This is a genomic window from Actinomadura rugatobispora (assembly GCF_055379765.1).
In genome coordinates this window covers 433,566-459,704 of the sequence record NZ_AP029191.1, presented here as the reverse complement: position 1 = coordinate 459,704, position 26,139 = coordinate 433,566, and the positions used below count along the sequence as shown (strand labels likewise).

Genomic DNA, 26,139 nt, shown 5'->3' with positions numbered 1-26,139 from the left:
CGGGCCCGAATTCACCGGGCGTTTACCGTGTCGGCACCCGCTCCGCGGCCGCGGACTGGCAGGTTAGCGCCGTGATCGCCAGCCTCGGAGCGACATCGACCAAGGAAGAGGACGCCGCCCCGGCCGGTCGCCGCGGCCGGGCGGCGCGGGCCTGGCTGGTCCCCGGGCTGCTGGGCCTGGCCTGGCTGGTGGTGCTGCTGGCCCACCTGCGCGTCCCGGCCCCGTCGGACCAGCTCAACTACATGCTGGCCGCGCGCCGGTTCCCCGACCCCGTCACCGAGGGGACGGAGACGCACCAGCTCACGCGGTTCGGCCTGGTCGTCCCGGCCGCCCTCGCGGTGAAGGTGTTCGGGTACTCCCAGGCGGCGTACGCGGTCGTGCCGGTGCTGGCGACGCTGTCCCTGCTGCTCGGCACCTACGCGCTGGGGACGCTGCTGTTCTCCCGGCCGGTCGGCGTCGCGGCGGGCGTGGCCGTGGTCGCGGCCACGCCGGTCTTCAACGACTCGACCGACCTGCTGCCCGACGTGCTGGCGGTCGGGCTGTTCACCTGCGCGCTCGCGATCGCGGTCGCCGTCCGCAAACGGGACGATCCGCCGAGCGTCTGGGTGCTGGTGGGGCTCGGGGCGCTGCTCGGCTGGTCGTACATGACCCGCGAGTTCATCGTCTTCCTCTGGCCCGTCATCCCGGTGCTGCTGTGGCGCCGGGCGGGCCTGGCCGGGCTGGCGTGGACGGCGGCGCCGATCGTCGTGCTGGGCGTGACCGAGCTGCTGCTGTGCTGGCGGCTGTACGGCGATCCGCTGGCCCGGCTGCTGGCGATCACCGGGCACGGCAGCGGCCCGTCCCGTCCCGAGATCGCCTCGACGTACCGGGACAAGCCCCGGATGATGTACGTCCTGCGCCTGCCCAACACGCTGCGGGACCACTACCCCGAGGGCGGCCTGCTGGTCGCGATGATCGGCGCCACCCTGCTGGGCGCGCTGGCCTGGCCGCGCCGGCTGGTCCTGCCCGCGGCGCTGTGCGCGCTGTTCTGGGTGCCGCTGACGCTGCTCGGCGGAGTGATCGACCCGAGCGCCCCCAAGCTGAGGCTCCAGCTCATCCGCTACTGGTTCCCGATCTTCCCCGCGTTCGTGCTCGGCGGCTTGGCGGCGCTGTGGCTGCTGGCGATGCTCCTGGCCGCCCGCCTTCCGGACCGGGGGCGCGTACGGGTCGTGCTGCCCGCCGTGGCCGTCCTCGCCGCGGCGGCCGTGGTCTCCGGGGTCGCGGCGAGCGGCTGGTGGGCGACACCGCAGACCAGGGCCGGCGGCGCCACGCAGATGGAGGCGTTCCGGGGCTGGATGCACGACCGCGACGGCACGTACCGCCGCGTGTGGACCGACCCCGACACGCGCCGGATCCTGGCCGTCTACCGCAGCGGGCCGTTCGGGGGCGAGGCGTGGCGGGCCGAGATCCTCGTGTCCCGCCCGGGGAAGCCCGGCCCGGCCGCCGGCGACCTCGTGGTGTTCTACGACACCGAGCGGGGGAAGGTCTGCCCGTACTGCAAGATGGAGGCGCGCAGGACGTGGGGCGACACCAGCGGGAACCGGCCGGGGTGGCGCCAGGTCTTCGCCACCCCCGACCGGGTGCTCCGGGTGTTCGAGGTCTCCCGCTGATCCTCCCGCCCGGCCGCGCTCAGGCGGCCTCGCGGAGGGCGGCGGGCAGCGGCGCGGCGTGCAGCACGTGCAGCGCGCTGACGGCGCGGGTGAGCGCGACGTACAGGCGGTGCAGCCCGCGCGGCTCCGCGTTCACGATCCCGGCCGGTTCGACGAGGACGACCGTGTCGAACTCCAGGCCCTTGGCCAGGGTCGCCGGGACGCACACCAGCCGCGCGTCCTCCATCGCGTTCTCGTTCTCTTCCAGCGACGCCGCCTCCAGGCCCTCCGCCAGCAGCCTCTGGTGCAGCGCGGGCAGGGCGGCGTCGGCGGTGATGACGCCGATCGACCCCTCGCCCTTCAGGTGCTCGCGGCAGGTCGCGGCCACCGCGTCCGGCAGCCCCTCGGGCGCTGCGGCGGCGACGCGCAGCGCGCCGGGGGAGCGGCGGGCCGAGGTGGGGGCGCCCAGCCCCGGGGCGATCTCGGGGAGCAGCCGCGCCGCGAAGTCGATGATCTGCGCCGGGACGCGGTAGCCGCGCTCCAGCGTCTCCAGCCGGGCGTCCGGTTTGCCGAGGTGGCGCAGCAGCGCCGCCCAGTCGCCGACCGCCGACGGGGCGGTGCCCTGCGCGATGTCGCCGAGCACCGTCATCGAGCCGGTGGCGCAGCGCCGCCCGACGGCGCGGCACTGCATGGGGCTGAGGTCCTGGGCCTCGTCGAGGACGATGTGGCCGATCGAGGCGGTGCGCTCGACGAGGTCGGAGAGCTCGTCCAGCAGCGCGGTGTCGGCGTCCGACCACTTCGCCGAGCGCCACGACCTGGGCGGCCTGCGCCACAGCAGCAGCTCCTGCTCCTCCTGCGTGAGGTCGCGCCGGGCGGACCTGGCGAGGAACTCCGCGTCCGACAGCAGCCGGAACAGCACCTGCTCGGGCGTGACCTTCGGCCACACCGCGTCGAGCAGCTGCCGGACGGGCTTGGAACGGGCGACGGCGTTGTGGGTGCGGTCGTCGGGCGACTCCCCCCGCCGCTCCATCTGCACCAGGACCGCGTGGGCGATCCGCTTGGCGGCGGCCGCGCGGCCCGGGCCGTACCGCATGGCGCCGCGCAGCCCGGCGACGATCTCGCTGACCTCGTGGTCGGCCACCCGGTGCCGGTAGACGCCCTTGGCGTACACCAGCCCCTCGGCGGGCCGGGTGACGTGCGACCACAGCGCGCGGTGCAGCACCTCCGCCATCCGGGCGTCGCCCTTGAGGCGGGCGACCGCCGGGTCCTCGCGGTGGTGCGCGGGGCCGCGGCCGATCAGCTCCTCGACGGTGGTCTGGGTGACGTTGACCTCGCCCAGCGCCGGGAGCACCCGCCGGATGTAGGACAGGAACGAGCGGTTCGGCCCGACGACGGCGATGCCCGTGCGGCCGAGCCGGTCGCGCTCGGTGTAGAGGAGGTAGGCGACGCGGTGCAGCCCGACGGCGGTCTTGCCGGTGCCGGGGGCGCCCTGCACGCAGACGGTCCGCTCCAGCGGGGCGCGGACCAGGTCGTCCTGCTCGGGCTGGATGGTGGCGACGATGTCGCGCATCGGCCCGGAGCGGGGGCGTTCGATCTCGGCGGCCAGGAACGCCCCGGCCCGGTCACCGTCCACGCCGGGGCCGGCCAGCGGCTCGTCCTCGTAGGCGGTGAGCTCGGCGGCGCCGGAGAACCCGTACCGGCGGCGCAGCCGCACGCCCTGCCGGTCGTCGCGGGTGGCGCGGTAGAACGCGGTGGAGATCGGCGCCCGCCAGTCGATGACCAGCGGGTCCCCGGCGCCGTCGTGGACGTGCCGCCGCCCGATGTAGAGCCGCTCGGCGCCGGTCGAGCCCGGGTGGGCGGCGCCGGGGTCGAAGTCGAGGCGGCCGAAGAACAGCGGCACGTCGGGCAGGTCGACCAGCAGCAGGGCGCGCAGCTCGCGGGCGCGCTTCTGGAACAGCCGCTCGGCGTAGTTGTCGTTGTCCTCGGCGGCGGCGGTCAGCTGGGTCTCGGTGGTGACGACGTCGTGGTGCATCCGGTGCAGCGCGGCGCGGGCGGTCGCCAGGTACGCGCGCTCGGCCCGGATCTCGGGCTCGGCGTGGTCGAGGGCAGGGTCGGCGGGCGCGCCGGAGGAATCGGCCATGGCAGGACGGCCTCGGCTTTCGGGTCGCGGTGTCGGCGGGAAGGTGTCGGCAGGAAAGAAGGGGAGGCGGCGGACTCCGGATCCCGCCCCGGAGGAACTCCGGTTCGTTGCGACCCTCAGGCATGGTGCGGGCGCCTGCCTCGAAAAGAAGCGGGAGGCACTTTAGCGCGCCCGCGGGCCCGTGCCAAACGGGTTTATGATCGACCGGCAGAGGCGCTCAACGGCAGGGGGCGAGGCGCATGGCGGAGGGCGACGCGGGTGGTGACACGGGCGTCGACGCCGGGCCGGTCGTGATCGACGGCGGCGACCGCTCCTGCGTGCGGCTGCTGCTGGAACTGCGCGGCCGGCTGGCCGAGATGGCCGCCGGGACGGTCGTCCACCTGATGGCCAGCGACCCGGCCGCACCGCTCGACCTGGCCGCCTGGTGCCACATGACCGGGCACGAGTACCTCGGGACCGTTCCGCCGCCGTACGGCGAGACGCCCACCTACGCGCTGCGGGTGGCCGCCGCGCCGCGGCCCACCCGGCCCGAGTCCCCCTGGCGCCCGCAGAACTGAGGCCGGGCTCGGTTCATCGAGGCCGGTGGACGACGGACAGGACGATCTTCCCGGTGGTCCGGTTCGTCTCGCCGCGCTCGTGCGCCCTGGCGGCCTCCTCCAGGGGCACCACCGTGTCGAGTTGGGCGCGCAGCCGTCCCGCCCCGGCCAGCGCCGCCAGCTCCTTCATGCCCTGCTGGTCGGGCTCGACCAGCAGCACCTCGCTGCGGACGCCGGGTGCGTCACCGATCCGCACGTCGCGCGGGGTGATGGTGACGATCACGCCGCCCGGGCGCAGCGTCCGCACCGACCGCGGGCCGTACTCGCCGCCGATGGTGTCCAGCACCACGTCCACGTCCCGGACCGCCTCGGCGAAGTCGGTGGTGCGGTAGTCGATCAGCTCGTCCGCGCCCAGCCCGCGCAGCAGGGCGTGCTTGGGCTCGCTGGCGGTGCCGATCACGTACGCGCCGCGGGCCTTGGCGATCTGCACCGCCAGGTGCCCGACCCCGCCCGCGGCCGCGTGGATCAGCACGCGCTGCCCGGCCTCCAGGCCCGCGGTGTCGACCAGCGCCTGCCAGGCGGTCAGCCCCGCCAGCGGCAGCGCCGCGGCCTGTATGTGGTCGAGGTTCTCGGGCTTGGGGACGAAGTAGCGGGACGGGGCGGAGACGTACTCGGCGTGCGCCCCGGCCCCCTGCGGGTACTTCAGCATCCCGAACACCGCGTCGCCCGGCTTGTGCAGGGTCACGCCCAGGCCGGTCTCCTCCACCACGCCCGACAGCTCCCAGCCCAGCACGAACGGCGGCTGCCCCAGGAAAAGCCCGTACGCCCGGTGCTTCCAGTCGGTCGGGTTGACGCCCGCCGCGTGCACGCGGACCAGGACCTCGGTGGGCCCGGGGTCGGGGCGCGGCAGGTCGATCTCCTTGAGCACCTCGACGCCGCCCAGGACGTCCTGGCTGATCGCTCGCACGGCGCTCAGTCCTCGGTGGCGAGCCGGGCCGGGAAACCGCCCGTCGCGATGGGGCCCCAGCCCTCCGGGCTGATCCGGATCAGCGACTTGCCCTGCTCGACCATCGCCGCGCGGTACTCGTCCCAGTCGGGATGCTCGCCGGAGATGTTGCGGAAGTACTCCACGAGCGGCTCCACCGACTCGGGCGCGTCGATCACCTCGGCCCGGCCGTCGATCTGGACCCACGGCCCGTTCCACTCGTCGGACAGGACGATCACGCTGACCCTGGGGTCGCGCCGGGCGTTGCGGACCTTGGCGCGCTCGGGATAGGTGGAGACGACCACCCGGCCGGCGTCGTCCACGCCGCAGGTCACCGGCGAGCCCTGCGGGCGCCCGTCGGCGCGGGCGGTGAGCAGCAGCGCGCGGTGCCGAGGCCGGACGAACTCCAGCAGTTCGGGCAGCCCCACGGTCTGGTTCGTCGCGATGGTGCGGGCCATCACCGGCCCCCTTCCTTCGGGTGTCGTGCGGGTGTCATGGCAGGATCTTCGTCCCTGCTCCCTTACCGTGATTCGCCGGTTTCACTCGGATCTCACCCGGACCCGCCGCGCCGGGCCAGCAGCCGCCGCCTGGGAGCACCCGGCTCGTCCGGGACGTTCCGCTGGTCGAGGACGACGAACGGGCCGGGCAGGTGCGTCGCGGGCTCGCCGGGGAGCAGGCACCATTCGGCGGGCAGCGACGGGCGCTCGCGGCGGGCGTCGGAGGTGAACGCCTCCCAGGCCAGGAGCCCGCCGTCCATCACCGCCTCGGCGGCCGGTCCGAACACCCTCCGGTCCCAGAAGCCGGTGCACACCACCAGCGCGAAGGCGCGCGGCGGCGGCGTCCACACGGCCAGGTCCGCGTGGACGAGGGTGATCAGGTCGCGCCGCCCGCGCCGCCCGGCCTCCTCGCCGAGCAGGTCCAGGGCGGTCTCGGAGACGTCCACCGCCGTCACCTCGCGGCCGGACCCGGCGGCCAGCAGGGCGCAGCCCGACGGGCCGCAGGCCAGGTCGAGGACCGGGCCGTCCGGGGGCGGCACGGCCAGCGCCCGCGCCGCCGCCGGGTGGGCCTTGAACGAGGGCCGCGGGGCGGCCTCGTACTTGGCGTTCCAGCGGAGCCGATCCGGATGGCCGGAAGGCACGGCGGGCACGGGCGGCGGGTGGTTCATGATCGGAAGACTACGCGGTCGTCACGGTTCGAGGGCGAGCTCGGGGGAGGGAGCGGGGGCGGGGGACGTGCGGAGGGCGGTCAGCGCGGCGGCGGGGTCGTCGGCGAAGAACCGGATCGCGCGGACCTCGGCGCGGGCGCCCATCGGCCGGACGATGGTGACCGGCTCGGTCAGTTCGACGACCAGGTTGGTCCGCGAGGCGACCACCACGGCGGCGGTGCCGTCCTCGACGCGGATGAGGCCGGTCTCGTTGAGGTTGCGGACGGAGCGGACCGCGGCGATCCGGTCCCGCGGAATCCGCGCGTCGAAGTACGCGCCGGAGCGCAGCCGCAGCTCGTCGCGGGTGACCACGTGCGGGCGGGTGACGCAGGCCGCCCACATCCCCAGCGCCATCAGCAGTCCGTACACGTCCACCACCAGGACCAGGATCCGCAGCCAGTCCGGCACGCCGAGCCCGCGCAGCAGGATCTCGAAGCCCACCAGCTCCACCGTCATCGCGAAGAGCCACAGCGACTGGGTGAAGGTCTGCTCGCGCGCGTAGGAGACCTCGACGGCGCCCTCGGGAACGCCCGACCGGCGGCGGGCCGCCCACAGCAGCAGGCTGTGGTTGCCCTTCAGCTCGAAGCCGGCCAGCCGGAGGACCTGCCGGGGGACGAGCCGGTCGCGGACCTCGCGCAGCGCCGCCCGGCGGTCGGCGCCGTCCCGGCGGGCGGCGGCGAACACCCGGCAGGCCACCGTGAGCTCCAGGGCCAGCACCGCCGGCACGGCGGCCTCGGCCGCCAGGATCAGCCCGGCGGGGACATCGGCCCCCGACAGCAGCAGGACGACCAGCGTCAGCTCGGCGGGGAACACGGCCAGTAGCGCGGCACGCGCGATCTTCACCAACACGTTGTCACCGTCTCTCCATGAGGAGGGCCACCATCCGCCGGAACACCGCGAGCTGGGCGGGCGGCAGCTCGCCCAGCAGCGTGTCCAGCCATTCGGCGCCCTGGACCTGTTCGGCGCCGGGCGCGCCCCCGCCCGGCGGCGCCAGGCTGTCGACCATCACGGCCGCCATCTCGGCCGGGATGTGATCGGCGAGGTCGGCCGCCAGCTCGGCGATGCGGGGATCGTCGGGCGGGACGCCGGTCAGCTCGTCCAGCCGCCGGTAGAGGTCCTCGCCGCGCTCGACCGCCGCGGGCTCGGTGAAGGGCCGGAACATCTCCAGGAACTCGGCCCGGGCCGCCTCGTCGACCCCGGTCTCGATCAGCGCGATCACCTGGCGGTCGAACTCGGCGAACTCCGACCCGCCGTGCGGCAGCGCGTCCAGCACCGCCGCCAGGTCCGGCGACACCGTCGACTCGGGGTGCAGGTCCGCCTCCGACAGCAGTGCCGCCAGCCGGGCCCGGCGGGCGGCGATGGCCTCCTGCTGCCTGGCCAGGTCGGCGTCCAGCTCCAGAAGCACCTCGCGCAGCTCCTTGCCCTGGTCGTCGGCCAGCACGTCGCGGATCTCGTCCAGTGACAGCCCCAGCTCCGTCAGGCGGCGGACGCGGGCCAGGGCGACCGCGTCCCGCAGCCGGTAGTCCCGGTAGCCGTTGGCCCGCCGCTCGGGCTCGGGCAGCAGGCCCAGATGGTGGTAGTGGCGGACGGTACGGGTGGACACCCCGACCAGCGCCGCGATCTCGCCGATCCGCATGCCTTCATTAGAAACGTTGACGTTGCGTCAAGGTCAAACCGGCGCCCCCGGGACGCCCGTGTGCAGCGTGTAGCGCCGGAAACCGAGCGGTGTCACCCCGTCCATCCGGGCGATCAGGGAGCCCAGCCGGTTGCCGCCCCGGGTGGACGCCTCGATCACCGCCTCGTGTGAGGCCGCGTCCGTGAACTCGGCGTAGTTGAGCATCCGGGAGCCGTCCACCGCGATGTGGAAGTGCGAGGCGAGGCCGCCCCCGGGCAGGTCGGCGCCGGCGAACTCCTCGATCAGGCCGTCCACCAGGGCGCGGGCGGCCCGCTCGTCCCGGGTGTCGAACCGGATGATCACGATGCTGCCGGGCGTGCGCCCCCGCGCGGTGAGACCGGTGCGGTACAGGCGGTACGCGGCGGGCTCGCGGCGCTCGACGCCCGGCGCGACCTCCCCGGTCAGCGGCGGGCGGCCGGTCTCGGCGAACCGGCGGTACGCCTCGTGGCTCCGCCACTGCTCGTACGCCAGGACCGCCGTACCGTCGTCGCTCACGTACAGATTCCGGGACAGGCAGCCGCCGGGGAGGGGAGCGGAGCGCCAGAGCCGCGCGAGGGCGGCGGCGCCCGCCCGCTGCCGCTCGCGGGTCCCCACGTCCCACTGGTCGATCAGGACGGCGCCCGCGTCGGCGCGGGAGATGTCGGGGTGCTGCTGCTCGGTGGTTCCGGCCGGACCGGTCACGTCGTGCTCCTCGGGTCGCTTCGTCGTACGGCGTCGTACGGCGTCGTACCGGAAGCTACGGGCGGGGCGGCCCGCGGAGCATCAGTCACGTGACCGGTCGCCGGGCGGCGGCCGTCCGGGCGGGTCAGCCGCCGAGCCGCTCGGCCAGGATCGAGACCAGCGGTTCGCGGCGTGCGCAGGCGGCGAGGGCGAACGAGTCGGCCAGCGCGTCCAGCCCGCCCTCGTCCAGGCCGCGGAACAGCTCCGCGTACTCCACGGTCAGCGGCTGCGCGAACAGCAGGTGGCGGACCAGGTCGTCGGTGAACTTGCGCCGCCCGAACGGGTAGGGGTCGAACCCGGGGAACTCCTCGGCCATGAAGGTGTGGAGGGGCTCGGTCAGATGCCGCACGCCCTCGCCGGTCGACCCCCAGTGATCGGCGCCGATCCGGTCCTTCTTCGCCTGGAACTCCCCGAACCGCCGCATGTAGGGGCTGTCCGGGTGGGCGTGCACCATTCCCTGGAGCCCGACGTCCTTGTACGTCCACAGCGACCAGCCCGCGCCGTGGGCGTCGTAGATGTCGAGCTGGTCCCGCAGGATCTGGTAGCGCTGCGCGTCCCGTTCGGGGTCGCCGGTGTAGACGGGGCCGAACTCGCCCACCCAGACAGGGGTTCCGGTGCGGCGCTGGTAGGCGGTCCGCTCCAGGAACTTGTCCTCCAGTTGGTCGCGGTCCACCCATTCGCCTTCGGTGCGGCCCGGGTAGGGGCCGCCGTACACGAAACCGGCGAGCGCGTAGTCGTGGCAGGTGTAGACGGCGTTCTCCGCCGGCTCCCCGAACATGTCGAACCGGGTGGAGTAGGTGTTGCCGTCCAGGAAGATCGTGTGGCGGGGGTCGGCCTCCCGGACCGCCTCCACCAGCCGGGCGTAGAACGGGCCGATGATCTCGCCGGTGGGATCGGCGGGCTCGTTGAGCAGGTTGTAGCCCGCCACCCACGGGTTCCCGGCGTAGCGGTCGGCGATGGCCCGCCACAGGTGGACGAGCCGGTCCTGGAAGTGGGCGTGCTGCCAGAACGCGGGCTCGTGCGTGGGGTTGTCGCTGTGCCAGTGGTGGTTCTGCGAGCCGGGCGCGGCGTGCAGGTCCAGCACGGTGTAGACGCCGTGCCGCGCGCAGTCGCCGACCACCCGGTCCAGGTGCCGGAACCCGTCCTCGATGATCTTGAAGGGGGCGAGGTCGTCCTCGAAGTGCCGGTAGTTCAGCGGTATCCGCACGCAGTTGACGCCGAGCGAGGCGAGGAGGGCCGCGTCGTCCTCGTTGAAGAAGGCGGTGAGGAGGCGGTCGAAGAAGCGGCGGTACCGCTCCTCGCCCAGCACGCCGCGCACCGCCCGCCGCATCAGCGTCTCGGTCGCCGGGTAGCCGGTGATGAAGTTCTCCATGTTCATCCACCCGCCGAGGCCCACGCCGCTCAGGCGCACGGGGGCGCCCGTCCCGTCGGCGAGCGTGCTGCCCTCCACGCGGAGGAACCGGTCGTCGTCGGTCATGCCCGTCTCCTTGGATCTCACTTGCCGAATCCCGCGGTCAGCCCGCTCACCAGGCGCCTGCGCCCGAGCACGTAGAAGAGGAACACCGGCAGCACCGACAGCGTCATCGCCGCCATCAGGGCCGGGACGTTGGAGGTGTACTGGCCCTGCAGGCTCCACAGGCCCATCGTCAGCACCCGCCGGTCCTGCGACTGGGTGAGCACCAGCGGGAAGAGGAAGCCGTTCCAGGCGTTGACGGCGACGTAGACCGCGACGGTGACCAGGCCGTGGCGGCTCAGCGGGATCACCAGCGTGCGCAGCGTCCGGGCGGGGCCGCCGCCGTCCAGCGCCATCGCCTCGTACAGCTCCTCGGGGATGTCGCGCAGCGCGCTGGTGAGGACCAGCACCGCCATCGGCAGCAGGAACGCCGCCGTGGGCAGCACGATCCCGGTGAGCGAGTCGTACAGGTGCATCCGGGTGATGATCAGGTACACCGGGACGATCACCGCCTGGGCGGGGATGGCCAGCCCGAGGAGCAGCAGCGAGAAGCCCGCGCGCACCAGCCGTCCGCTGCCGCGCACGATGGCGTACGCGGCGGGGAGCGCCAGGACCAGCACCAGCGCCACCGACGCCGCCGTGACGACGGCCGTGTTCAGCAGGTACCGCTCGAAGCCGCCGCCGACGACGGTGGCGTAGTTCTCGAACGTGGGCGAGGTCGGCGGGGACAGCGCCCCCGCCGTCAGGTAGTCCTCGCGGGTGCGCAGGCTCACCGCGACCAGGTAGTACAGCGGCAGCCCCACGACCACCAGCCACGCCAGCGCGCCGAGCGCGGCGAGCGGATTGGCGCGGCGCAGCCGGTGGGCACGGGGCGGCCGGTGGGTACGGGGCGGCAGGGCCGGGGTCACAGGCCCTCCCGCGTGCTGCGCATCCGGGCGAAGCCCGTCGCGCGGACGATGACGATCGACAGCGTCGTGCCGACCGCGACCAGCAGCACCGCGAGCGTGCTCGCGTACCCCATCTCGAAGGCGGAGAACCCGGTGAGGTACATGTGCAGCGGCAGCACGCGGGTCGCGGTGCCCGGCCCGCCCCCGGTCATCAGCAGGATCGTCTCGAAGTAGGTGAACGACCCCACCAGGATCAGCACCGTGGACGACACGATGGTGTTGCGCAGCTGGGGGAGGGTGATGGACACGAACCGCCGGACCCGCCCGGCGCCGTCGATGGCCGCCGCGTCGTACAGCATCGCGGGGATCTGCCGGGTCGCCGCCTGGTAGAGCAGCACGTGGAACGGGACGAACTGCCACGACACCACCAGCACCACGGCGGCCAGCGCCCGGGACGGCTCGCCCAGGATGTTGCCGTCGCGGGCGGCCAGCAGGGGGCCGACCAGGTCGGCCAGGCCGAAGGCGGGGTCCAGCAGCGACTGCCACAGCAGCGCGACCGCGGCGTTCGACATCAGCAGCGGCACGAAGAACACCGCGCTCAGCGCCGCCCGGCCCCGGCCGGGTCCGGCCGCCCAGACCCCGAGCAGCAGGCTGAGCGGGGTCTGCACGCACCAGGCCGCGACGGTGAGGATCGCCGACAGCCGCAGCGAGCCGGGCAGCGCGGCGTCGTCGCCCAGCCGGGCCCAGTTCGCCGTGCCCGCCCACTGCGGGACGCCGAGGCCGTTCCAGGTGGTGAGGCTGAGACAGGCCACCAGCGCCATGGGCGCCACCGCGAACACCGCGAAGTAGGCGATCGCGGGGGCGGCCCACAGCGCTCCCGGACGCTTGGTCATCTGACCTTGTCCATGGCGGCGGTGAACTCCTCGGGGCCGAGCTGCCCGAGGAAGAACTTCTGCAGGTTGGTCAGCAGGGCCTGCGACGCCGCCGGGGTCAGCGCCTGGTCCCACGACTGGGTGAACTCGGGCGCCGAGCCGACCAGGGAGTAGATGAACGTCGCGTACTCGGACTCGGGCGCGGTCCGCAGCGTGGGCTCCAGGCCCTTGATGGCGGGGATCTCGCCCACGCTGATGAGGCCCTTGACGTAGGCGTCGGAGGTCATGGACTCCTTGAGGAACCGGATCGCGCCCGCCCTGTCCTTGGACGCGGCGCCGACCGAGTAGTAGTTGGCCGGGTTGCCGACCACGTTGCGGGGGTCGCCGGTGCCGCCCGCGACGGTGGGGAAGGGCACCCAGCCCATCCGCTTGTTCTTGACGAACCCGGGGTTCTGGCCGAGCTGGGTCGCGTACTCCCACGAGCCCATCAGGTGCATCGCGGCCTTGCCCGTGGCGAACAGGGTGGAGGCGCCGCCCACGTCGTAGTCGACGGAGGCGAAGCCTGTGCCGAACGCGCCGCGGTCGATCAGCTGCCGGATCATCGTGAGGGCGCGGACGACCGCCGGGTCCCGCCAGGCGCCGGGCGTCCCGTCGGTGATCGCCTTGAACCTGGCCGGGCCGCCGATCCGGTCCAGCAGGTACTCCAGCCACATCAGCCCGGTCCAGCCCTGCGACCCGGCCAGCGCGAACGGGGTGATCCTGCGCGCCTTGAACGTGTCGACCAGCCTGAGCACGTCGTCCCAGGTCTTCGGGGGCCGCGCGCCCGCGGCCGCGAACACGTCCTTGTTGTAGAACAGCACGATCGGCTGCATGCCGCGCTCGGGGACGCCGTAGTAGCGCCCGCCCAGCTGCGCGGTCTTCATCACGACGGGGAGGAACCTGTTCAGCCAGGCCGGGTCCTTGGTGAACTCCGGGGTCAGGTCGGCGACCTGGCGGGCGTCCACGTACTGCTTGAGGTGGCCGCCGCCCCAGTTGATGAACACGTCCGGAGCGTTGGGCGCGCCCATGGCGACCTGCAGCTTCTGCTTGTAGGGGTCGTTGAGGAAGGTCTCCAGCCGCACCCTGGCGCCGGCGGACCTGTTGAACGCCGCGACGCCGTCCCGTTCCACCTTGTTGATGGCGTCGCCCTGCAGCGTCCACGCCCGGATCTCCCCGGAGGCCCCGCCCCCGGCCGGGCCGGAGGTGCCGCACGCGGCCGTGCCGGCGGCCAGCGCCAGCGCCGCCAGCGCGGCGATCAGCGGCCGCGGCCGCGTTCTGAACGAAACGTCGAACACCTTTCGCACCTCCCGAGGCGTCGCCCCCGGACCGCCGATGTTCTCGAAACATTGCCGATACATTTCGGAAAGTATGATCGGCCCGAACCCCTGTCAATACGGTGATTGTGCTTTTTCAAAAGCGCATCGGCCATCGAAAATTTTCGGAGTAGTATGCGGCCAACAGGAAGGCGAGGTCCACCTTGACGAACCGGAACCAGAGCGGACGGGACCGGCGGCGCGTCACGATCACCGCGATCGCCCGGGAGGCGGGCGTGTCGGTGTCGACGGTCTCCAAGGTGCTCAACGGCCGCGCCGACGTGGCCGACGGCACCCGCAGCCGGGTGGAGGAACTGCTCGACCGGCACGCCTACCCGCGGGCCAGGCGCCGCGGCTCCGAGCCCGCCGGGCTGGTCGACCTCGTCTTCGACGAGCTGGACAGCCCCTGGGCGGTGGAGATCATCCGCGGTGCCGAGGAGGTCGCGCACGGCTCCGGCGTCGGCACCGTCGTCTCGGCCATCCACGCCCGCTCCGAGCCCGCCCGGCAGTGGCTGGACAACCTGGAGCGGCGGCGGTCGGAGGGCGTCATCCTGGTCCTGGACGAGCTCACCCCCGACCAGCACGCCCGGCTCGGTGCGCTGAACGTCCCCTACGTCGTCATCGACCCGCGCGGCGAGCCCGACCCGGAGGTCCCCTCGATCGGCGCCGCCAACTGGGCGGGCGGGCTGGCCGCCACCCAGCACCTCATCGACCTCGGCCACCGCCGCATCGCCATCATCAGCGGCCCCTCCGGGATGCTGTGCAGCCGGGCCCGGCTGGACGGCTACCGCGGCGCGCTGGAGAGCGCCGGGCTCCCGGCCGACGCCGGGCTCGTGCGGCACGGCGACTTCCACCACGAGAGCGGCTACGTCCAGGCCGGGCTGCTGCTGGAGCTGCCCGACCCGCCCACCGCCATCTTCGCCGGCTCCGACCAGCAGGCCTACGGCGCGTGCGAGGCGGCCCGCGAGCGCGGCCTGCGCATCCCGCAGGACCTCAGCATCGTCGGCTTCGACGACCTGTCGGTGTCGCGCTGGTTCTCCCCGCCGCTGACCACCGTGCGCCAGCCGCTGGCCGAGATGGGGGCGCTGGCGGCGCGGATGCTGCTCCGCATGGCCCGCGGCGAGACCCTGGAGACCCACCGGGTCGAACTGGCCACTGAGCTGGTCGTCCGCGAGAGCACCGCACCCCCCGCGCCCCACCGGTAAGTTCGCCCGCCATTGACCTCTCCTTCACACGACCCGCCCCGGCCGGGCGAAAGCGCCCTCCAAGATCGGCTCGGCGACGGGACCGACGGCGTCCCGCGCGCGAAGGAGATCGGTTCCATGGCTGGGAAGTTCATGTCCGTGCTGGCCGCCACCGTGTTCGCCGCCGGAGGCGCGCTGCTCGCCGGCGGCGGTGCCGCGGCCGCCGCCCCCGCCCCCTGCGCGGACGCTCCCGAGGTCAAGGTCACGACCGGAGCCGTGTTCAGCGAGCCGGTGGGCGGCGACCCGGCCGCGATCGCGCAGCGGCTGTGCTCGCTGGTCGAGCAGACGCCCGCGGGCGCCACCGTCCAGGTCGCGCACTTCGTCATGTCGGGGACGGCGGGCACCGGCTTCGCCGACGAGCTGATCAAGGCGCACCGGCGCGGCGTCCGCGTGCAGGTCCTGGTGGACGGCGACACCCGCGGCGCGGCCGTGGCCCGGCGCCTCGCCGACGCGCTGGGCACCGACACCGCGGACCGCTCGTTCCTGCACGTCTGCACGGGCCCGATGTCGGGCGGGACGGCCGCGTGCATCGGAGACAAGGGCCAGCACAACAAGTTCTACCTGTTCTCGCGCGTGGGCCGGGCCAAGAACGTGGTGGTGCAGTCCTCGGCGAACCTGACCGACCTCAACTCCACCACGTACTGGAACAACGCGGTCACCCTCGTCGGCGACAAGCGGCTCTACGGCGCCTACTCGGCCTACTTCGCCGACCTCGCGGCCGAGCGCAAGAACCTCGACTACTACCGGACCGTGGACGCCCGCAAGGTGCAGGCGTCCTTCTTCCCGCGCGCCGGGACCGACGCCTCCACCGACCCGATCGTGGAGAACCTGGGCCTGGTGCGCTGCACGCCGGGCACCGCCATCCGGGTCGGCATGTCCGAGTGGGACGCCTACCGCGTCGCCATCGCCGAACGCCTCCGCGACCTGGCCCGCCAGGGCTGCACCGTCCAGATCGTCTACGGCATCGTCGACGACGAGGTCAAGCAGGTCCTCCAGAGCGAGCCCCGGATCGGACTGCGCGTCCTGGGCGGCGGAAGCGGCCTGCCCGGCCGGATCCACTCCAAGTACATGCTGATCGAGGGCTCGTTCGGCCGCGACGACCGCGCCCGCGTGGTGCTCACCGGCAGCCACAACTACAACCAGACCTCGCTGCGCCGCAACGACGAGGCCCTCCTGCGGCTGACCGACAAGACGATCTACACCCAGTACGTCCGCAACTTCACCACGATGCAGGCGGCGGCCCCCGCCGCCTCACCGGCCTGACGGGCGCACCAGGCCCGAGAGGGTGGGGCCCAGGGGGGCGTTCAGGGTCAGGAGGGCGTGTTCGTCTCCCCTGGTGGGGCCCTGGTTGATGATGGCGATGGGGATGTCCAGGGTGGCGGCGTGCCGGACGAAGCGCAGGCCCGACATCACCGTCAGGGAGGAGCCGAGGACCAGGAGCGCGCCCGCCCGTTCGGTCAGCGTGAAGCATTCCCGGACGCGCGGCCGGGGCACGTTCTCGCCGAAGAAGATCACGTCGGGTTTGAGCACCCCGCCGCAGCGGTCGCAGTCCACGGTCCGGAACGACTCGATCCGCTCGTCGCTCAGCGCGACGTCGCCGTCGGGGTTGATCGCGGCGGACTCGTCCCGCCAGCCGGGGTTGGCCTCGTTCAGCCGGTCGTGCAGGTCCCGGCGCGGGGAGCGGCGGCCGCAGCCCAGGCACAGGACGCGGTCGAGCCCGCCGTGCAGCTCGATCACGTCCCGCGCCCCGGCGGCCTGGTGGAGCCCGTCGACGTTCTGGGTGATGATGCCGGCGACCAGCCCGCGGCGCTGGAGTTCGGCCACCGCGCGGTGGCCGGCGTTGGGGTCGGCGCGGGCGATGTGCCGCCAGCCCAGGTGCCCGCGGGCCCAGTACCGGCGGCGGGCGGCGGCGCTGCCGACGAAGGTCTGGTAGGTCATCGGCCGGGCCTGCCGCCGGCGTCCGGTCTCCCCGCGGTAGTCGGGGATCCCGGACTCGGTCGACAGCCCGGCGCCGCTCAGGACCACCAGGTCCCCGTCGGCGACCAGGTCGGCCAGCATCTCCAGCCGGTGGCCGGAGGTGAGCGGGAGAGTGTCTGCCACCCTCCCATGGTGCCCGACGGGCGCGCCCGTCCGTCAGCGGCGGACGTCCAGCCAGACCAGGCGGTGGTCGGAGCTCGGGAACGGGTAGGCGCCGGTGAGGCGGGACAGCGGGTCCGACGCCACCGGCCAGAACACCCCGGCCCCCGTGGCCTTCAGGCCCTTGGAGGGCAGCACGTAGTCGGCCCGCAGGTTGCCGGGCGCGGTGTCGGCGAAGTCGGCGGTGTCGTAACGGGGGTCGCCCTTGTGCCCGGCGTTGGCGCCGCCCTGGAGCCGGCTCGCCTCGGCCGCGCCCTCGCTGGCGGGGCGCACGCCGGCGTTGACGCGGGGGTTGCCGAGCAGCTGCAGGATGGCGTGGTCGTGGCTGTCGCCGTCGTGCGGGTCGGCGTTCTGGTCGCCGGCGATCACGAACTCGGCGCCGGGACGCAGCCCGCCGCGCCGGCCCTGGTCGTCGTAGAGGTAGCGGCCGTGGGAGGGCCGCACGTAGTCGGCCCAGAGCCGGATCTCGTCGTGGTTGCGGCGGCCGTTGCGGTCCTCGGCGCCGTCGAACGTGGGCGGCGTCGGGTGGGAGGCCAGGAAGTGGACGGTGCGGCGGCCCAGCTTGATCGGCACGTCCCAGTGGCTCTTGGACGACAGCCGCACCGCCCCGAGCTCCTCGTCCGAGTACCAGCCGGGCGGGAGGGCCGCGCCGGGCATGTCCTTCCACAGGAACTTCTGGAACGTCCGGATGCCGCGGTGGTCGATCGGGTGCCGCGAGTAGACGACCATGCCGTACTGGCCGGGGAAGAAGCCGTAGCCGAGCGCGTCCTGCCCGTAGGCGTCGGAGCCGGGGGCCGTGGTGACGGCGCCGTCGTTGTTGAGGTCGTGTCCGGAGGCGACGCCGGTGTTGCTGGGCGCGGTGTACCGGTAGGGGTAGCGGATGGGGGCGGCGCCGTTGCGGCCCTGGGACAGGTAGTTGTCCTGGAAGAGCCGGGCCGCCTCGCCCCTCGCGTCGTAGTCGAACTCGTTGATGAGCAGGACGTCCGGCCGGGCCCGCTGGATGATCTCCGCGACGGTGGCGGCCTGCGCGTTGCCGGGGGTGGACAGGTCCTTGACCAGCTGCCCCTCGGTACCGCGGTTGAGGGACGCGTTGAACGTGGCGAACCGGACGTCCCGCCGCTCCCCGGCGTGGGCCGGGACGAGGGGCAGGGCGAGGGTGACCGCGGTCACGGCCGCGGACGCGGTGGCCGTGAGGGCGCCGGCACGGATCATGGGCTTCTCCTCGGAGATCGTCTCGCGCCGATGCTTTCATGACCGGGATGTCCGGAAGGGGGCTTGCAGGCGACGTGCCGGCGAATCGCTCGGCCGCCCGTCCCTGTCCCCCTCCCGTCCCCGCCCGAGGTGTCATCGCATGTGAGGGGGTATGCAGGCCCCGACCACACGCGGGGGAGGACGACATGGCGGTGTCGCCGGAGGGATCCGGGTGAGCGGGCCGCTGGCGGCGGTGGCCGCCGCCGCCACCGAGGCCACCACGGGGGCCGATCTCGGCGCCGCGCGGATGCAGATGGCGCTGTCGCTGGGCTGGCACATCGTCCTGGCCTGCCTGGGCGTGGGCATGCCGGCCATCACCCTGATCGCCGAGTGGCGCGGGCACCGCACCGGGGACGAGCACTACCGGCTGCTGGCCCGGCGCTGGGGCCGCGCGATGGGCGTGCTGTTCGCGGTCGGCGCGGTGTCGGGGACCATCCTGTCGTTCGAGATGGGCCTGCTGTGGCCGGGCCTGATGGGCACCTACGGGGAGGTCATCGGGCTGCCGTTCTCGCTGGAGGGCATCGCGTTCTTCATCGAGGCGATCTTCCTGGGCGTCTACCTGTACGCCTGGGACCGGCTGCCGCCCGTGCGGCACATGCTGACCGGGATCCCGATCGTGGTCGCGGGCGTGGCCAGCGCGTTCTTCGTCGTGACGGCCAACGCGTGGATGCAGCAGCCGACCGGGTTCGACACCGAGGGCGGCCGGATCGTGGCGGTGGACCCGTGGGCGGCGATGTTCAACCCGGCCACGCCGCCGCAGACCGTCCACATGATCCTGGCCGCGTTCATGGTGGCCGGGTTCACCATGGCGAGCGTGTACGCGGTGGCGATGCTGCGCGGGCGCCGGGACCGCTACCACCGGCTGGGGTTCCTGATCCCGTTCACCGTGGCGGCGGTCGTCACCCCGGTGCAGATCGGGGTGGGGGACTGGGCGGCGCACTTCGTGGCGAGCAACCAGCCGGTGAAGCTGGCGGCGATGGAAGGGGTCTTCGAGACCGCGCGCGGGGTGCCGCTGCACGTCGGCGGGGTCGCGATCGACGGCGAGATGCGGTACGCGCTGGAGATCCCGTACGGGCTGTCGCTGCTGGCGCACTGGAACCCGGACGCGGAGATCGCCGGGCTGAACCAGGTGCCCGTGGCGGACCGGCCGCCGGTGAACGTCGTGCACTGGGCGTTCCAGATCATGGTGGGGCTGGGGCTCGCGCTGCTGGCCCTGGCGGCCTGGGCGGCGTTCTGCTGGTGGCGGCGCCGCGACCTGCCGCGCACGCCGTGGTTCCTGCGGGCGGCGGCGCTGTCGGGCGTGGCCGCGGTGGTGGCGCTGGAGGCCGGCTGGGTGGTGACCGAGGTCGGGCGGCAGCCGTGGATCGTGTACGGCGTCATGCGCACGTCCCGGGCGGTCAACCCGGCGCCCGGCCTGGTGTGGGGGTTCGTGCTGGTCAGCGTCGTGTACGTGGTGCTGACGGTGGCGACGGTGTACGTGCTGCGGCGCATGGCCCGGTACCGGCCGGTGCCGATCGCGCCGCAGGAGCGCGACGTCACCGACTTCAAGGTGGTCTGACGATGCCGCTGCCGGAGATCATGCTGGTGGTGCTGTGGATCGGCCTGACCGCCTACGTGCTGTTCGGCGGCGCCGACTTCGGCGGCGGGGTGTGGGACCTGCTGGCCGGGGGCGCCGAGCGCGGGCGGCCGCGGCGGGCGCTGGTGGAGCACTCGATCGGCCCGGTCTGGGAGACCAACCACGTCTGGCTGATCTTCGTGATCGTGGTGACCTGGACCGCGGTGCCGCCGGTGTTCGCGGCGATCGCCTCGACGCTGTACGTCCCGCTGACGCTGGTGGCGCTGGGCATCATCGCGCGCGGGGCCGCGTTCGCGTTCCGCAAGGCGAGCACGGAGCTGTGGCAGCAGCGGCTGTTCGGCGCGACGTTCGCGTTCTCGTCGCTGGTCACGCCGTTCTTCCTGGGCACGGTGGCGGGCGCGATCGCCTCCGGCCGGGTGCCGCCGGGGATCGCGGCGGGCGATCTGCTGACCAGCTGGCTCAATCCGACCTCGCTCATCAGCGGGGTGCTGGCGGTCGGGGTCGCGGCCTACCTGGCGGCGGTGTTCCTCACCCGGGACGCCGAGCGCGGCGGCGAGCGCGGGCTGGCCGAGGAGTTCCGGCGGCGCGCCCTGGTCACCGGGGCGGTGGTCGGGGTGCTGTCGGTGGCGGGGCTGGCGGTGCTGCGCGCCGACGCGCCGGGGCTGTTCACCGAGCTGACCTCGGGGCGCGGGCTGCCGCTGCTGGTGGTGTCGGTCGTCGCGGGGCTGGCGTCGCTGGCGCTGCTGTGGCGGCGCGCGTACGTGGCCGTCCGGGTCACCGCGGCGCTGGCCGTCATCGGACTGCTGTGGGGCTGGGGGCTCGGCCAGTACCCGGACCTGCTGCCGGGGGTCCCGCTGGACGAGGCGGCGGCGACCGATTCCGTGCTGGCCGCCAGCCTGGGCGCGCTGGCCGTGGGCGCGCTGCTGCTCCTGCCGTCGCTGTGGTGGCTGTACTCGATGTTCCAGCGGGACCATCGCGCCTGACCGGTCCGGGCATCTCCGGCGAGCCGGGATGTAAGGCACATCATTGACGGCCGTAACGCATCTGACTAACTTCATGGGGTGGGTCAACCGATCCCGGGCCGCTCGCGGCCGTTCACAGGAGGATGCATGCTCAAGGGCAAGGTCGCCGTGGTCACCGGCGCCGGGCGCGGTCTCGGCAGGGCGTACGCCCGGGCGATGGCGGCCGAGGGCGCCGCGGTCGTCGTCAACGACATCGACGCCGGGGTCGCCGACGAGACCGTCGCGCTGATCGCCGGGGCGGGCGGCTCCGCGGTCGCCGAGACCGGCGTGATCGGAGAGTCGGAGACGGCCGACGCCCTGGTCGCGCGGGCGGTCGCCGAGTTCGGCCGGCTGGACGTCATGTGCACCAACGCGGGCGTCCTGCGGGACCGCACGCTGCGCAACACCGGCGACGAGGACTTCGACGCGGTCGTGCGCACCCACCTGCGCGGCACGTTCACCTGCGGCCGCGCCGCCGTCCGCCGGTTCCGCGAGCAGGGCGACGGCGGGCGGCTGATCCTGGTCGGCTCGCCGGCCGGTCAGCGCGCCAGCTTCGGCCAGACCGCCTACTCGGCGTCCAAGGCCGGGATCGTCGGGCTCGTGCGGACCTGGGCGGTCGAGTGCGAGCGGATGGGCGTCACCGTCAACGCCGTCATCCCCACCGCGCTGACCCGGATGGTCGCCACCATCCCCGGGCTCGGCGAGATCGTCGAGCAGGTCGAGCAGGGCGCCCCCGTCCCCGAGCACATGCGCCGCGGCGGGCTGGGCACCGCCGAGGACGCCGCGCCCGCCGTGGTCTTCCTGGCCTCCGACGCCGCCGCCGGGATCACCGGGCAGTGCCTGGCGGCCGGCGGCGACCGCGTCACCCTGTGGTCGCACCCCACCGAGGTCGCCACCGCCGTGCGGGACGGCGGCTGGACCCCCGAGACGCTCGCCTCGATCTTCCCGTCGGTGTTCGAGCCGCATCTGCAGGACTACACGCTGGCCCCGCCGCCCGGCGCCGAGACGGGAGGACGCTGACCATGGCGATCGACCTGGGAGCCGTCTCCGCCATCGACGTCCACGTGCACGTCCACGGCTCGGTCCGCCGGGACGCCGGGGAGGCGGGCGGCGAGACGCTCAAGGAGATGGCCGAGTACTTCCGCTCGGACGCCGTCGCCGCGCACACCGCCCGCGACATCGCCGCCTACTACCGCGAGCGGGGCATGGCCGCCGTTGTCTTCGGCGTCGACAAGGCCGGCGGCGGCGCCAACGAGCACGCCGCGGGCAACGAGGAGATCGCGGAACTGGCCGCGGAGAACTCCGACGCGCTGATCCCGTTCGCCAGCATCGACCCGGCGCGCGGCGCCGAGGGCGTCCGGGAGGCGCGGGAGCTGCTCGCCTCGCACCCCCAGATCCGCGGGTTCAAGTTCCACCCCAACATGCAGGGCTTCTTCCCGAACGACCCGTCGGTCTACCCGCTGTACGAGGTCATCGCCGAGCACGGCCGCATCGCCCTGTTCCACACCGGGCACACCGGCGTCGGGGCGGGCACCCCCGGCGGGGGCGGGATCCGGCTGAAGTACTCCAACCCGATGCACGTCGACGACGTCGCGGTGGACTTCCCGGACATGCCGATCATCCTGGCGCACCCGTCCTTCCCCTGGCAGGACGAGGCGCTGTCGGTGGCGATGCACAAGCCGACCGTGCACATCGACCTGTCGGGCTGGTCGCCGAAGTACTTCCCGCCGCAGCTCGTCCAGTACGCCAACACGCTGCTCAAGGAGAAGGTGCTGTTCGGCTCCGACTACCCGATGATCACGCCGGAGCGCTGGCTGGCGGACTTCGGGAAGCTCGACATCAAGCCCGAGGTGCGGCCGCTGATCCTCAAGGAGAACGCCGCCCGCCTGTTCGGCCTCGCCTGAACCGGGACCCGGCGCCGGGTCCGGGACGAGGACCAGGTAGAACGGCGGGACGCCCCCCGCATGAGCGATCGAGAATCCAAGGAGACACCATGCCGACGACCGCCGTTGGAGTGGAGGGCCTGCGCGCCCTCGCCGGGAAGCACCTCGGGCACAGCGACTGGATGGAGGTCACCCAGGAGCGGGTGAACCAGTTCGCCGACGCCACCGGCGACCACCAGTGGATCCACGTCGACCCGGAGCGGGCCGCCGCGGGCCCGTTCGGCGGCCCCATCGCGCACGGCTACCTCACGCTGTCGCTGGTGCCCTCCTTCCTCCCGCAGATCCTGGACGTTCAAGGCTTCACCATGGGCGTCAACTACGGCTGCAACAAGGTGCGCTTCCCCTCGCCGGTGCCGGTCGGCGCCAAGCTGCGCTGCGGGGCGTCCCTGGACGAGGTGGCCGAGGTGAAGGGCGGCGTGCAGATCACCCTCACGCTGACGTTCGAGGTCGAGGGCGCCGCCAAGCCGGCGTGCGTGGCCGAGGTCGTGCTGCGCAACTACCTCTGATCCGCTGAGCGACGCACACTGAGAGGAGTGGGCTCCGGGGACGGGGCCCACTCCAGGATCTCCCCGGCGATGCGCCGCGACGGCCCCTCGTAGGCGCGGCGCAGCCGCAGCGCGACGTGCTCGGCGCGCACGGCGGGCCAGTCGGCGGGCAGGTGCTCCACCGGCAGCCGCGGGTCCTCCCGGACCAGCATCAGCCACTCGGTGAGCAGCAGCAGCTGGCGGGCCAGGTCGTCGCGCGCCGCCGGGACCGGCTCGGGCCGGTCCCAGCGGTCGAGGAAGGCGCGGTAGCGGGCGGCCAGCGCGTCCAGGTCCCACGCGTCGGCGATCATCTGGTCGACGTCGGTGGGGGCGACCATGGTCGCCCGGAACGCCTTCACGTGGTCGACCACGTCCAGGCCCTCCAGTAGCCGGTCGACGTCGACGGCGGCGGGAGTGAGCCACAGGCCGTTCTGGAGCATCCCGAACCCGGCCCACGACAGCCTTGAGCGCAGCAGGTGCCGGTCGCCGCGCTGCCGTTCGGGCAGCGAGAAGCCCAGCAGGGTCCACCGGCCGTCCCAGTCGCGGTTGACCGCGGGCTGCCGCCAGATCCGGTCCTCGCCCTCGCCCAGCACCTCCCGGGCGTGCTCGGTCAGGCCGTAGAAGACGCGCTTGCCGTGGCGGTGGCGGGTGAGCAGGTCGCGCCGGGTCATCCGGGCGAGGGTGGAGCGGGCGGCGTGCTCCTTGACCCCGACCCGGTCGAGCACGGCGATCAGGCCGCCGGAGAAGACGGCCTCGTCGCGTCCGAGCAGGTAGCCGCCGCAGAAGGTGAGCAGCAGCGACTGCGGGCGCAGCCAGGGCGTCTCGGGCGCGTCCGGCGCGGCCGGGACGGCCGCGCGGCCGTTGCCGAATCCGCCGGATTTGTCGGTGACTGTCACGCTTCCCCATTGTCCCGGCCGGGTAGGGTGGTCGGCCCATGGCATCTCCCACTCCCTCCCTGACCGCCTCCGTCGTCGGCAGGCTGCGCGCCGCGGGCTGCGTGTTCGCCGAGGACGAGGCGCGGCTGATCATGTCCGCCGCCGCCACCCCCGAGGAGCTCGACGCGCTGGTGGAGCGCCGCGCGGCCGGGCTGCCGCTGGAGCACGTGGTGGGCTGGGCCGAGTTCGGCGGGCTGCGCGTGGCCGTCGACCCCGGGGTGTTCGTCCCGCGCCGCCGCACCGAGTTCCTGGTCGAGCGGGCCGTCGCGCTGGCCCGTGCCGCCGCGCGCCCGCCGGCGGTGGTCGTCGACCTGTGCTGCGGCTCGGGGGCGGTCGGCGCCGCGCTGGCCGCCGCCCTCGGACCGGTGGAACTGCACGCGGCCGACATCGAGCCGGCCGCCGTGCGCTGCGCGCGCCGCAACCTCGCCGGCGCGGGCGGCCGGGTCCACGAGGGCGACCTCTACGACCCCCTCCCGGCGGTGCTGCGGGGCCGCGTCGGCGTCCTGGCCGCCAACGTGCCGTACGTGCCGTCCGGGGAGGTCGGGCTGATGCCCGCCGAGGCCCGGCTGCACGAGCCCAGGGTGGCGCTGGACGGCGGCGCCGACGGCCTCGAGGTGGCGCGCCGCGTCATCGGCGGCGCGCCGGACTGGCTGGCACCCTGCGGGCACCTGCTGTTCGAGACGAGCGAGCGGCAGGCCCCCGCCGCCGTCGAGGCCGTCGAGGCCGCCGGGCTGGTCGCGCGGGTCGACGCGTCCGAGGAGCTGTACGCGACCGTCGTCACCGGGACCCGGCCGCCCGCCTGACCCGCGCGGGTCAGAGGTTCACGGGCAGCGAGGTCAGCCGCCAGTTCCCCGGGTCGGGCGCCCGCAGCTCCTCCACCGTGGCGGCGAGCTCCAGGCCGGGGAAGCGGCGCAGCAGCGCCGCCAGCGCGACCTCGGTCTCGACGCGGGCGAGTGAGGCGCCGAGGCAGAAGTGCGGGCCGTGCGAGAAGCCGAGGTGCCCCGCCCCGCCCCCGGCCGGGGCGCGGGCGATGTCGAAGCGGTCGGGGTCGCCGAACACGCGCGGGTCGCGGTTGGCCGCGGCGATCGAGACGGTGACGGCCTCGCCCGCCGGGATCCGCACCCCGCCGAGCTCGACGTCCTCGCGGGTGAAGCGGGGGACCGACAGCAGCGCGGGACCGCCCCACCGCATGACCTCCTCGACCGCCCGGGGCAGGAGGGCGGGGTCGGCGCGGAGCGCGGCGAGCTGGCCGGGATGCGACAGCAGGGCCGCCACGGCGTTGGCCACCAGGTTGGCCGGCGTCTGGCCCGCGATGACCAGGTGCCAGATCAGCGTGACCATCTCGGCGTCGGTGAGCTGGTCGGCGTGCCCGGTCTGGAGGCGGACCAGGTCGGAGATCACGTCGTCGCCGAGCTCGGCGCGGCGGCGCGCGACGGCGGCCCTGGCGCCCGCCATGATGCCGGGGATGGCCGCGGCGAACTCGGCGCCCGCGCTCGCCGCGACCGTGGCGCCGTACTCGCGCCAGCGCGGCCGGTCGGGCTCCGGGATGCCGACCAGCTCGCAGATCACGTCCATCGGCAGCGGCCGGGTGAAGTGCGGGACGAGGTCGACGGGGCCACCGCCCGCCCGCCCGGGCAGGCCGTCCAGGAGGCGGCCGACCAGGGGCTCGATCCGGGGCCGGAACGCGCCGGCGCGGCGGGCGGTGAACGCCGGGGACACCAGCCGCCGCAGCCGGGTGTGCTCCGGGCCGTCCATCTCGCCCATCGTGCGCATGTACGGCAGGCAGTCCTCGGGCACGTCGGGGCGCAGGTAACTGTCGGCCCGGAGCGCGAAGCGGGGGTCGCTGAGCATGTCCCTGGCCTCGGCGTGCCGCGTCACCAGCCACATCGTGCCGAAGCCCGGCATGGCCAGCCGGGCCAGCGGGGAGCGCTCGCGGGCCTCCCCGTACACGGTGAACGGGTCGCGCACGACCGCGGGGTCGGTCAGGTCGATCTCCGGCAGGTCGCCCATGCGGCGGCTCCGATCGGTCTCAGAGTTTCAGATGTGCAGAACAGATGATGACATCATCTGAATGCCG

At 73.8% G+C, this 26,139-nt stretch carries 25 protein-coding genes; 10 read left to right on the top strand and 15 right to left on the bottom strand.

The window, feature by feature from the left end; genetic code table 11:
• Positions 1-71: 71 nt before the first annotated feature.
• Positions 72-1,649 carry a glycosyltransferase family 39 protein gene (locus tag ACZ466_RS01830; protein ID WP_378285495.1) on the top strand — a complete coding sequence of 526 codons (1,578 nt, stop codon included), beginning with the start codon at positions 72-74 and terminating at the stop codon, positions 1,647-1,649.
• A 19-nt stretch (positions 1,650-1,668) separates the two neighbouring features.
• Here the strand turns inward: ACZ466_RS01830 and ACZ466_RS01825 are convergent, their stop codons facing one another.
• Positions 1,669-3,768, bottom strand: coding sequence for a HelD family protein (locus ACZ466_RS01825; protein WP_378285494.1), 2,100 nt, complete (start codon positions 3,766-3,768; stop codon positions 1,669-1,671).
• A gap of 239 nt (positions 3,769-4,007) precedes the next feature.
• Here ACZ466_RS01825 and ACZ466_RS01820 point away from each other — a divergent pair, with 239 nt between their 5' ends.
• On the top strand, positions 4,008-4,325 hold the full coding sequence (locus tag ACZ466_RS01820; RefSeq protein ID WP_378285493.1) for a sulfurtransferase TusA family protein: 318 nt from the start codon (positions 4,008-4,010) through the stop codon (positions 4,323-4,325).
• A 13-nt stretch (positions 4,326-4,338) separates the two neighbouring features.
• Here the strand turns inward: ACZ466_RS01820 and ACZ466_RS01815 are convergent, their stop codons facing one another.
• From ACZ466_RS01815 to ACZ466_RS01770, 10 genes are all read right to left on the bottom strand, one after another.
• Complete coding sequence (locus ACZ466_RS01815; protein ID WP_378285492.1) at positions 4,339-5,271, bottom strand: NADP-dependent oxidoreductase; 933 nt, start codon at positions 5,269-5,271, stop codon at positions 4,339-4,341.
• 5 nt (positions 5,272-5,276) lie between these two features.
• Entirely contained in the window at positions 5,277-5,747 is a 471-nt protein-coding gene (locus ACZ466_RS01810; protein WP_378285491.1) for a PPOX class F420-dependent oxidoreductase, read from the bottom strand.
• A 92-nt stretch (positions 5,748-5,839) separates the two neighbouring features.
• A complete protein-coding gene (locus ACZ466_RS01805; RefSeq protein WP_378285490.1) occupies positions 5,840-6,454 on the bottom strand; it encodes a methyltransferase domain-containing protein in 615 nt (204 codons plus the stop codon).
• Between the two features lie 21 nt (positions 6,455-6,475).
• Entirely contained in the window at positions 6,476-7,336 is an 861-nt protein-coding gene (locus ACZ466_RS01800) for a hypothetical protein (protein WP_378285489.1), read from the bottom strand.
• A 10-nt stretch (positions 7,337-7,346) separates the two neighbouring features.
• The gene (locus ACZ466_RS01795; RefSeq protein WP_378285488.1) at positions 7,347-8,129 is read right to left on the bottom strand and encodes a MerR family transcriptional regulator; all 783 of its coding nucleotides are present in this window, start codon (positions 8,127-8,129) and stop codon (positions 7,347-7,349) included.
• Positions 8,130-8,162: 33 nt separating this feature from the next.
• On the bottom strand, positions 8,163-8,849 hold the full coding sequence (locus ACZ466_RS01790) for a hypothetical protein (protein ID WP_378285487.1): 687 nt from the start codon (positions 8,847-8,849) through the stop codon (positions 8,163-8,165).
• A 124-nt stretch (positions 8,850-8,973) separates the two neighbouring features.
• Entirely contained in the window at positions 8,974-10,365 is a 1,392-nt protein-coding gene (locus tag ACZ466_RS01785) for a glycoside hydrolase family 5 protein (protein WP_378285486.1), read from the bottom strand.
• 17 nt (positions 10,366-10,382) lie between these two features.
• Positions 10,383-11,249, bottom strand: a complete 867-nt coding sequence (locus tag ACZ466_RS01780; RefSeq protein WP_378285485.1) for a carbohydrate ABC transporter permease — start codon at positions 11,247-11,249, stop codon at positions 10,383-10,385.
• Positions 11,246-12,121 carry a carbohydrate ABC transporter permease gene (locus ACZ466_RS01775; protein WP_378285484.1) on the bottom strand — a complete coding sequence of 292 codons (876 nt, stop codon included), beginning with the start codon at positions 12,119-12,121 and terminating at the stop codon, positions 11,246-11,248. The genes ACZ466_RS01780 and ACZ466_RS01775 overlap by 4 nt, the downstream gene beginning before the upstream one ends.
• Positions 12,118-13,434: an extracellular solute-binding protein gene (locus ACZ466_RS01770; protein WP_378285483.1), complete on the bottom strand. Its 1,317-nt coding sequence runs from the start codon at positions 13,432-13,434 to the stop codon at positions 12,118-12,120. Before ACZ466_RS01770 ends, ACZ466_RS01775 begins: the two co-directional genes overlap by 4 nt.
• A 182-nt stretch (positions 13,435-13,616) precedes the next feature.
• Here ACZ466_RS01770 and ACZ466_RS01765 point away from each other — a divergent pair, with 182 nt between their 5' ends.
• Together ACZ466_RS01765 and ACZ466_RS01760 are read left to right on the top strand one after the other, a co-directional pair.
• The gene (locus ACZ466_RS01765; RefSeq protein ID WP_378285482.1) at positions 13,617-14,657 is read left to right on the top strand and encodes a LacI family DNA-binding transcriptional regulator; all 1,041 of its coding nucleotides are present in this window, start codon (positions 13,617-13,619) and stop codon (positions 14,655-14,657) included.
• A 117-nt stretch (positions 14,658-14,774) separates the two neighbouring features.
• Positions 14,775-15,959, top strand: coding sequence for a phospholipase D-like domain-containing protein (locus ACZ466_RS01760; protein ID WP_378285481.1), 1,185 nt, complete (start codon positions 14,775-14,777; stop codon positions 15,957-15,959).
• On the opposite strand, the gene ACZ466_RS01755 is transcribed toward ACZ466_RS01760, so the two are convergent.
• Positions 15,948-16,796, bottom strand: coding sequence for an NAD-dependent protein deacetylase (locus ACZ466_RS01755; RefSeq protein WP_464042704.1), 849 nt, complete (start codon positions 16,794-16,796; stop codon positions 15,948-15,950). The genes ACZ466_RS01760 and ACZ466_RS01755 overlap by 12 nt on opposite strands.
• A 33-nt stretch (positions 16,797-16,829) precedes the next feature.
• Positions 16,830-18,044, bottom strand: coding sequence for an endonuclease/exonuclease/phosphatase family protein (locus tag ACZ466_RS01750; protein ID WP_378285480.1), 1,215 nt, complete (start codon positions 18,042-18,044; stop codon positions 16,830-16,832).
• A gap of 211 nt (positions 18,045-18,255) precedes the next feature.
• On the opposite strand from ACZ466_RS01750, the gene ACZ466_RS01745 reads away from it, so the two are divergent.
• The 5 genes from ACZ466_RS01745 (at position 18,256) to ACZ466_RS01725 (ending at position 23,109) form a co-directional block, all read left to right on the top strand.
• Positions 18,256-19,641: a cytochrome ubiquinol oxidase subunit I gene (locus ACZ466_RS01745; RefSeq protein ID WP_378285479.1), complete on the top strand. Its 1,386-nt coding sequence runs from the start codon at positions 18,256-18,258 to the stop codon at positions 19,639-19,641.
• Positions 19,642-19,643: 2 nt separating this feature from the next.
• Positions 19,644-20,642 carry a cytochrome d ubiquinol oxidase subunit II gene (locus ACZ466_RS01740; protein WP_378285478.1) on the top strand — a complete coding sequence of 333 codons (999 nt, stop codon included), beginning with the start codon at positions 19,644-19,646 and terminating at the stop codon, positions 20,640-20,642.
• 126 nt (positions 20,643-20,768) lie between these two features.
• Entirely contained in the window at positions 20,769-21,680 is a 912-nt protein-coding gene (locus tag ACZ466_RS01735; RefSeq protein WP_378285477.1) for an SDR family NAD(P)-dependent oxidoreductase, read from the top strand.
• Positions 21,681-21,682: 2 nt separating this feature from the next.
• Complete coding sequence (locus tag ACZ466_RS01730; RefSeq protein ID WP_378285476.1) at positions 21,683-22,564, top strand: amidohydrolase family protein; 882 nt, start codon at positions 21,683-21,685, stop codon at positions 22,562-22,564.
• Between the two features lie 89 nt (positions 22,565-22,653).
• Positions 22,654-23,109 carry a MaoC family dehydratase gene (locus ACZ466_RS01725; RefSeq protein ID WP_378285475.1) on the top strand — a complete coding sequence of 152 codons (456 nt, stop codon included), beginning with the start codon at positions 22,654-22,656 and terminating at the stop codon, positions 23,107-23,109.
• On the opposite strand, the gene ACZ466_RS01720 is transcribed toward ACZ466_RS01725, so the two are convergent.
• Positions 23,100-24,023: a PaaX family transcriptional regulator gene (locus ACZ466_RS01720; protein WP_378285474.1), complete on the bottom strand. Its 924-nt coding sequence runs from the start codon at positions 24,021-24,023 to the stop codon at positions 23,100-23,102. The two genes, ACZ466_RS01725 and ACZ466_RS01720, sit on opposite strands and share 10 nt — an antisense overlap.
• A 38-nt stretch (positions 24,024-24,061) precedes the next feature.
• Here ACZ466_RS01720 and ACZ466_RS01715 point away from each other — a divergent pair, with 38 nt between their 5' ends.
• Positions 24,062-24,865, top strand: coding sequence for a putative protein N(5)-glutamine methyltransferase (locus ACZ466_RS01715; protein ID WP_378285473.1), 804 nt, complete (start codon positions 24,062-24,064; stop codon positions 24,863-24,865).
• 10 nt (positions 24,866-24,875) lie between these two features.
• Here the strand turns inward: ACZ466_RS01715 and ACZ466_RS01710 are convergent, their stop codons facing one another.
• Complete coding sequence (locus ACZ466_RS01710; RefSeq protein WP_378285472.1) at positions 24,876-26,072, bottom strand: cytochrome P450; 1,197 nt, start codon at positions 26,070-26,072, stop codon at positions 24,876-24,878.
• Between the last annotated feature and the right edge of the window lie 67 nt (positions 26,073-26,139).

Excerpts from the sequence above, each read along its gene's own strand:
- ACZ466_RS01760 (WP_378285481.1), top strand. The coding sequence starts at position 14,775 with ATGGCTGGGAAGTTCATGTCCGTGCTGGCCGCCACCGTGTTCGCCGCC.
- ACZ466_RS01730 (WP_378285476.1), top strand. The coding sequence starts at position 21,683 with ATGGCGATCGACCTGGGAGCCGTCTCCGCCATCGACGTCCACGTGCAC.
- ACZ466_RS01785 (WP_378285486.1), bottom strand. The coding sequence starts at position 10,365 with ATGACCGACGACGACCGGTTCCTCCGCGTGGAGGGCAGCACGCTCGCC.
- ACZ466_RS01725 (WP_378285475.1), top strand. The coding sequence starts at position 22,654 with ATGCCGACGACCGCCGTTGGAGTGGAGGGCCTGCGCGCCCTCGCCGGG.
- ACZ466_RS01820 (WP_378285493.1), top strand. The coding sequence starts at position 4,008 with ATGGCGGAGGGCGACGCGGGTGGTGACACGGGCGTCGACGCCGGGCCG.
- ACZ466_RS01795 (WP_378285488.1), bottom strand. The coding sequence starts at position 8,129 with ATGCGGATCGGCGAGATCGCGGCGCTGGTCGGGGTGTCCACCCGTACC.
- ACZ466_RS01810 (WP_378285491.1), bottom strand. The coding sequence starts at position 5,747 with ATGGCCCGCACCATCGCGACGAACCAGACCGTGGGGCTGCCCGAACTG.
- ACZ466_RS01775 (WP_378285484.1), bottom strand. The coding sequence starts at position 12,121 with ATGACCAAGCGTCCGGGAGCGCTGTGGGCCGCCCCCGCGATCGCCTAC.
- ACZ466_RS01750 (WP_378285480.1), bottom strand. The coding sequence starts at position 18,044 with ATGATCCGTGCCGGCGCCCTCACGGCCACCGCGTCCGCGGCCGTGACC.
- ACZ466_RS01740 (WP_378285478.1), top strand. The coding sequence starts at position 19,644 with ATGCCGCTGCCGGAGATCATGCTGGTGGTGCTGTGGATCGGCCTGACC.
- ACZ466_RS01825 (WP_378285494.1), bottom strand. The coding sequence starts at position 3,768 with ATGGCCGATTCCTCCGGCGCGCCCGCCGACCCTGCCCTCGACCACGCC.
- ACZ466_RS01735 (WP_378285477.1), top strand. The coding sequence starts at position 20,769 with ATGCTCAAGGGCAAGGTCGCCGTGGTCACCGGCGCCGGGCGCGGTCTC.
- ACZ466_RS01715 (WP_378285473.1), top strand. The coding sequence starts at position 24,062 with ATGGCATCTCCCACTCCCTCCCTGACCGCCTCCGTCGTCGGCAGGCTG.
- ACZ466_RS01805 (WP_378285490.1), bottom strand. The coding sequence starts at position 6,454 with ATGAACCACCCGCCGCCCGTGCCCGCCGTGCCTTCCGGCCATCCGGAT.
- ACZ466_RS01710 (WP_378285472.1), bottom strand. The coding sequence starts at position 26,072 with ATGGGCGACCTGCCGGAGATCGACCTGACCGACCCCGCGGTCGTGCGC.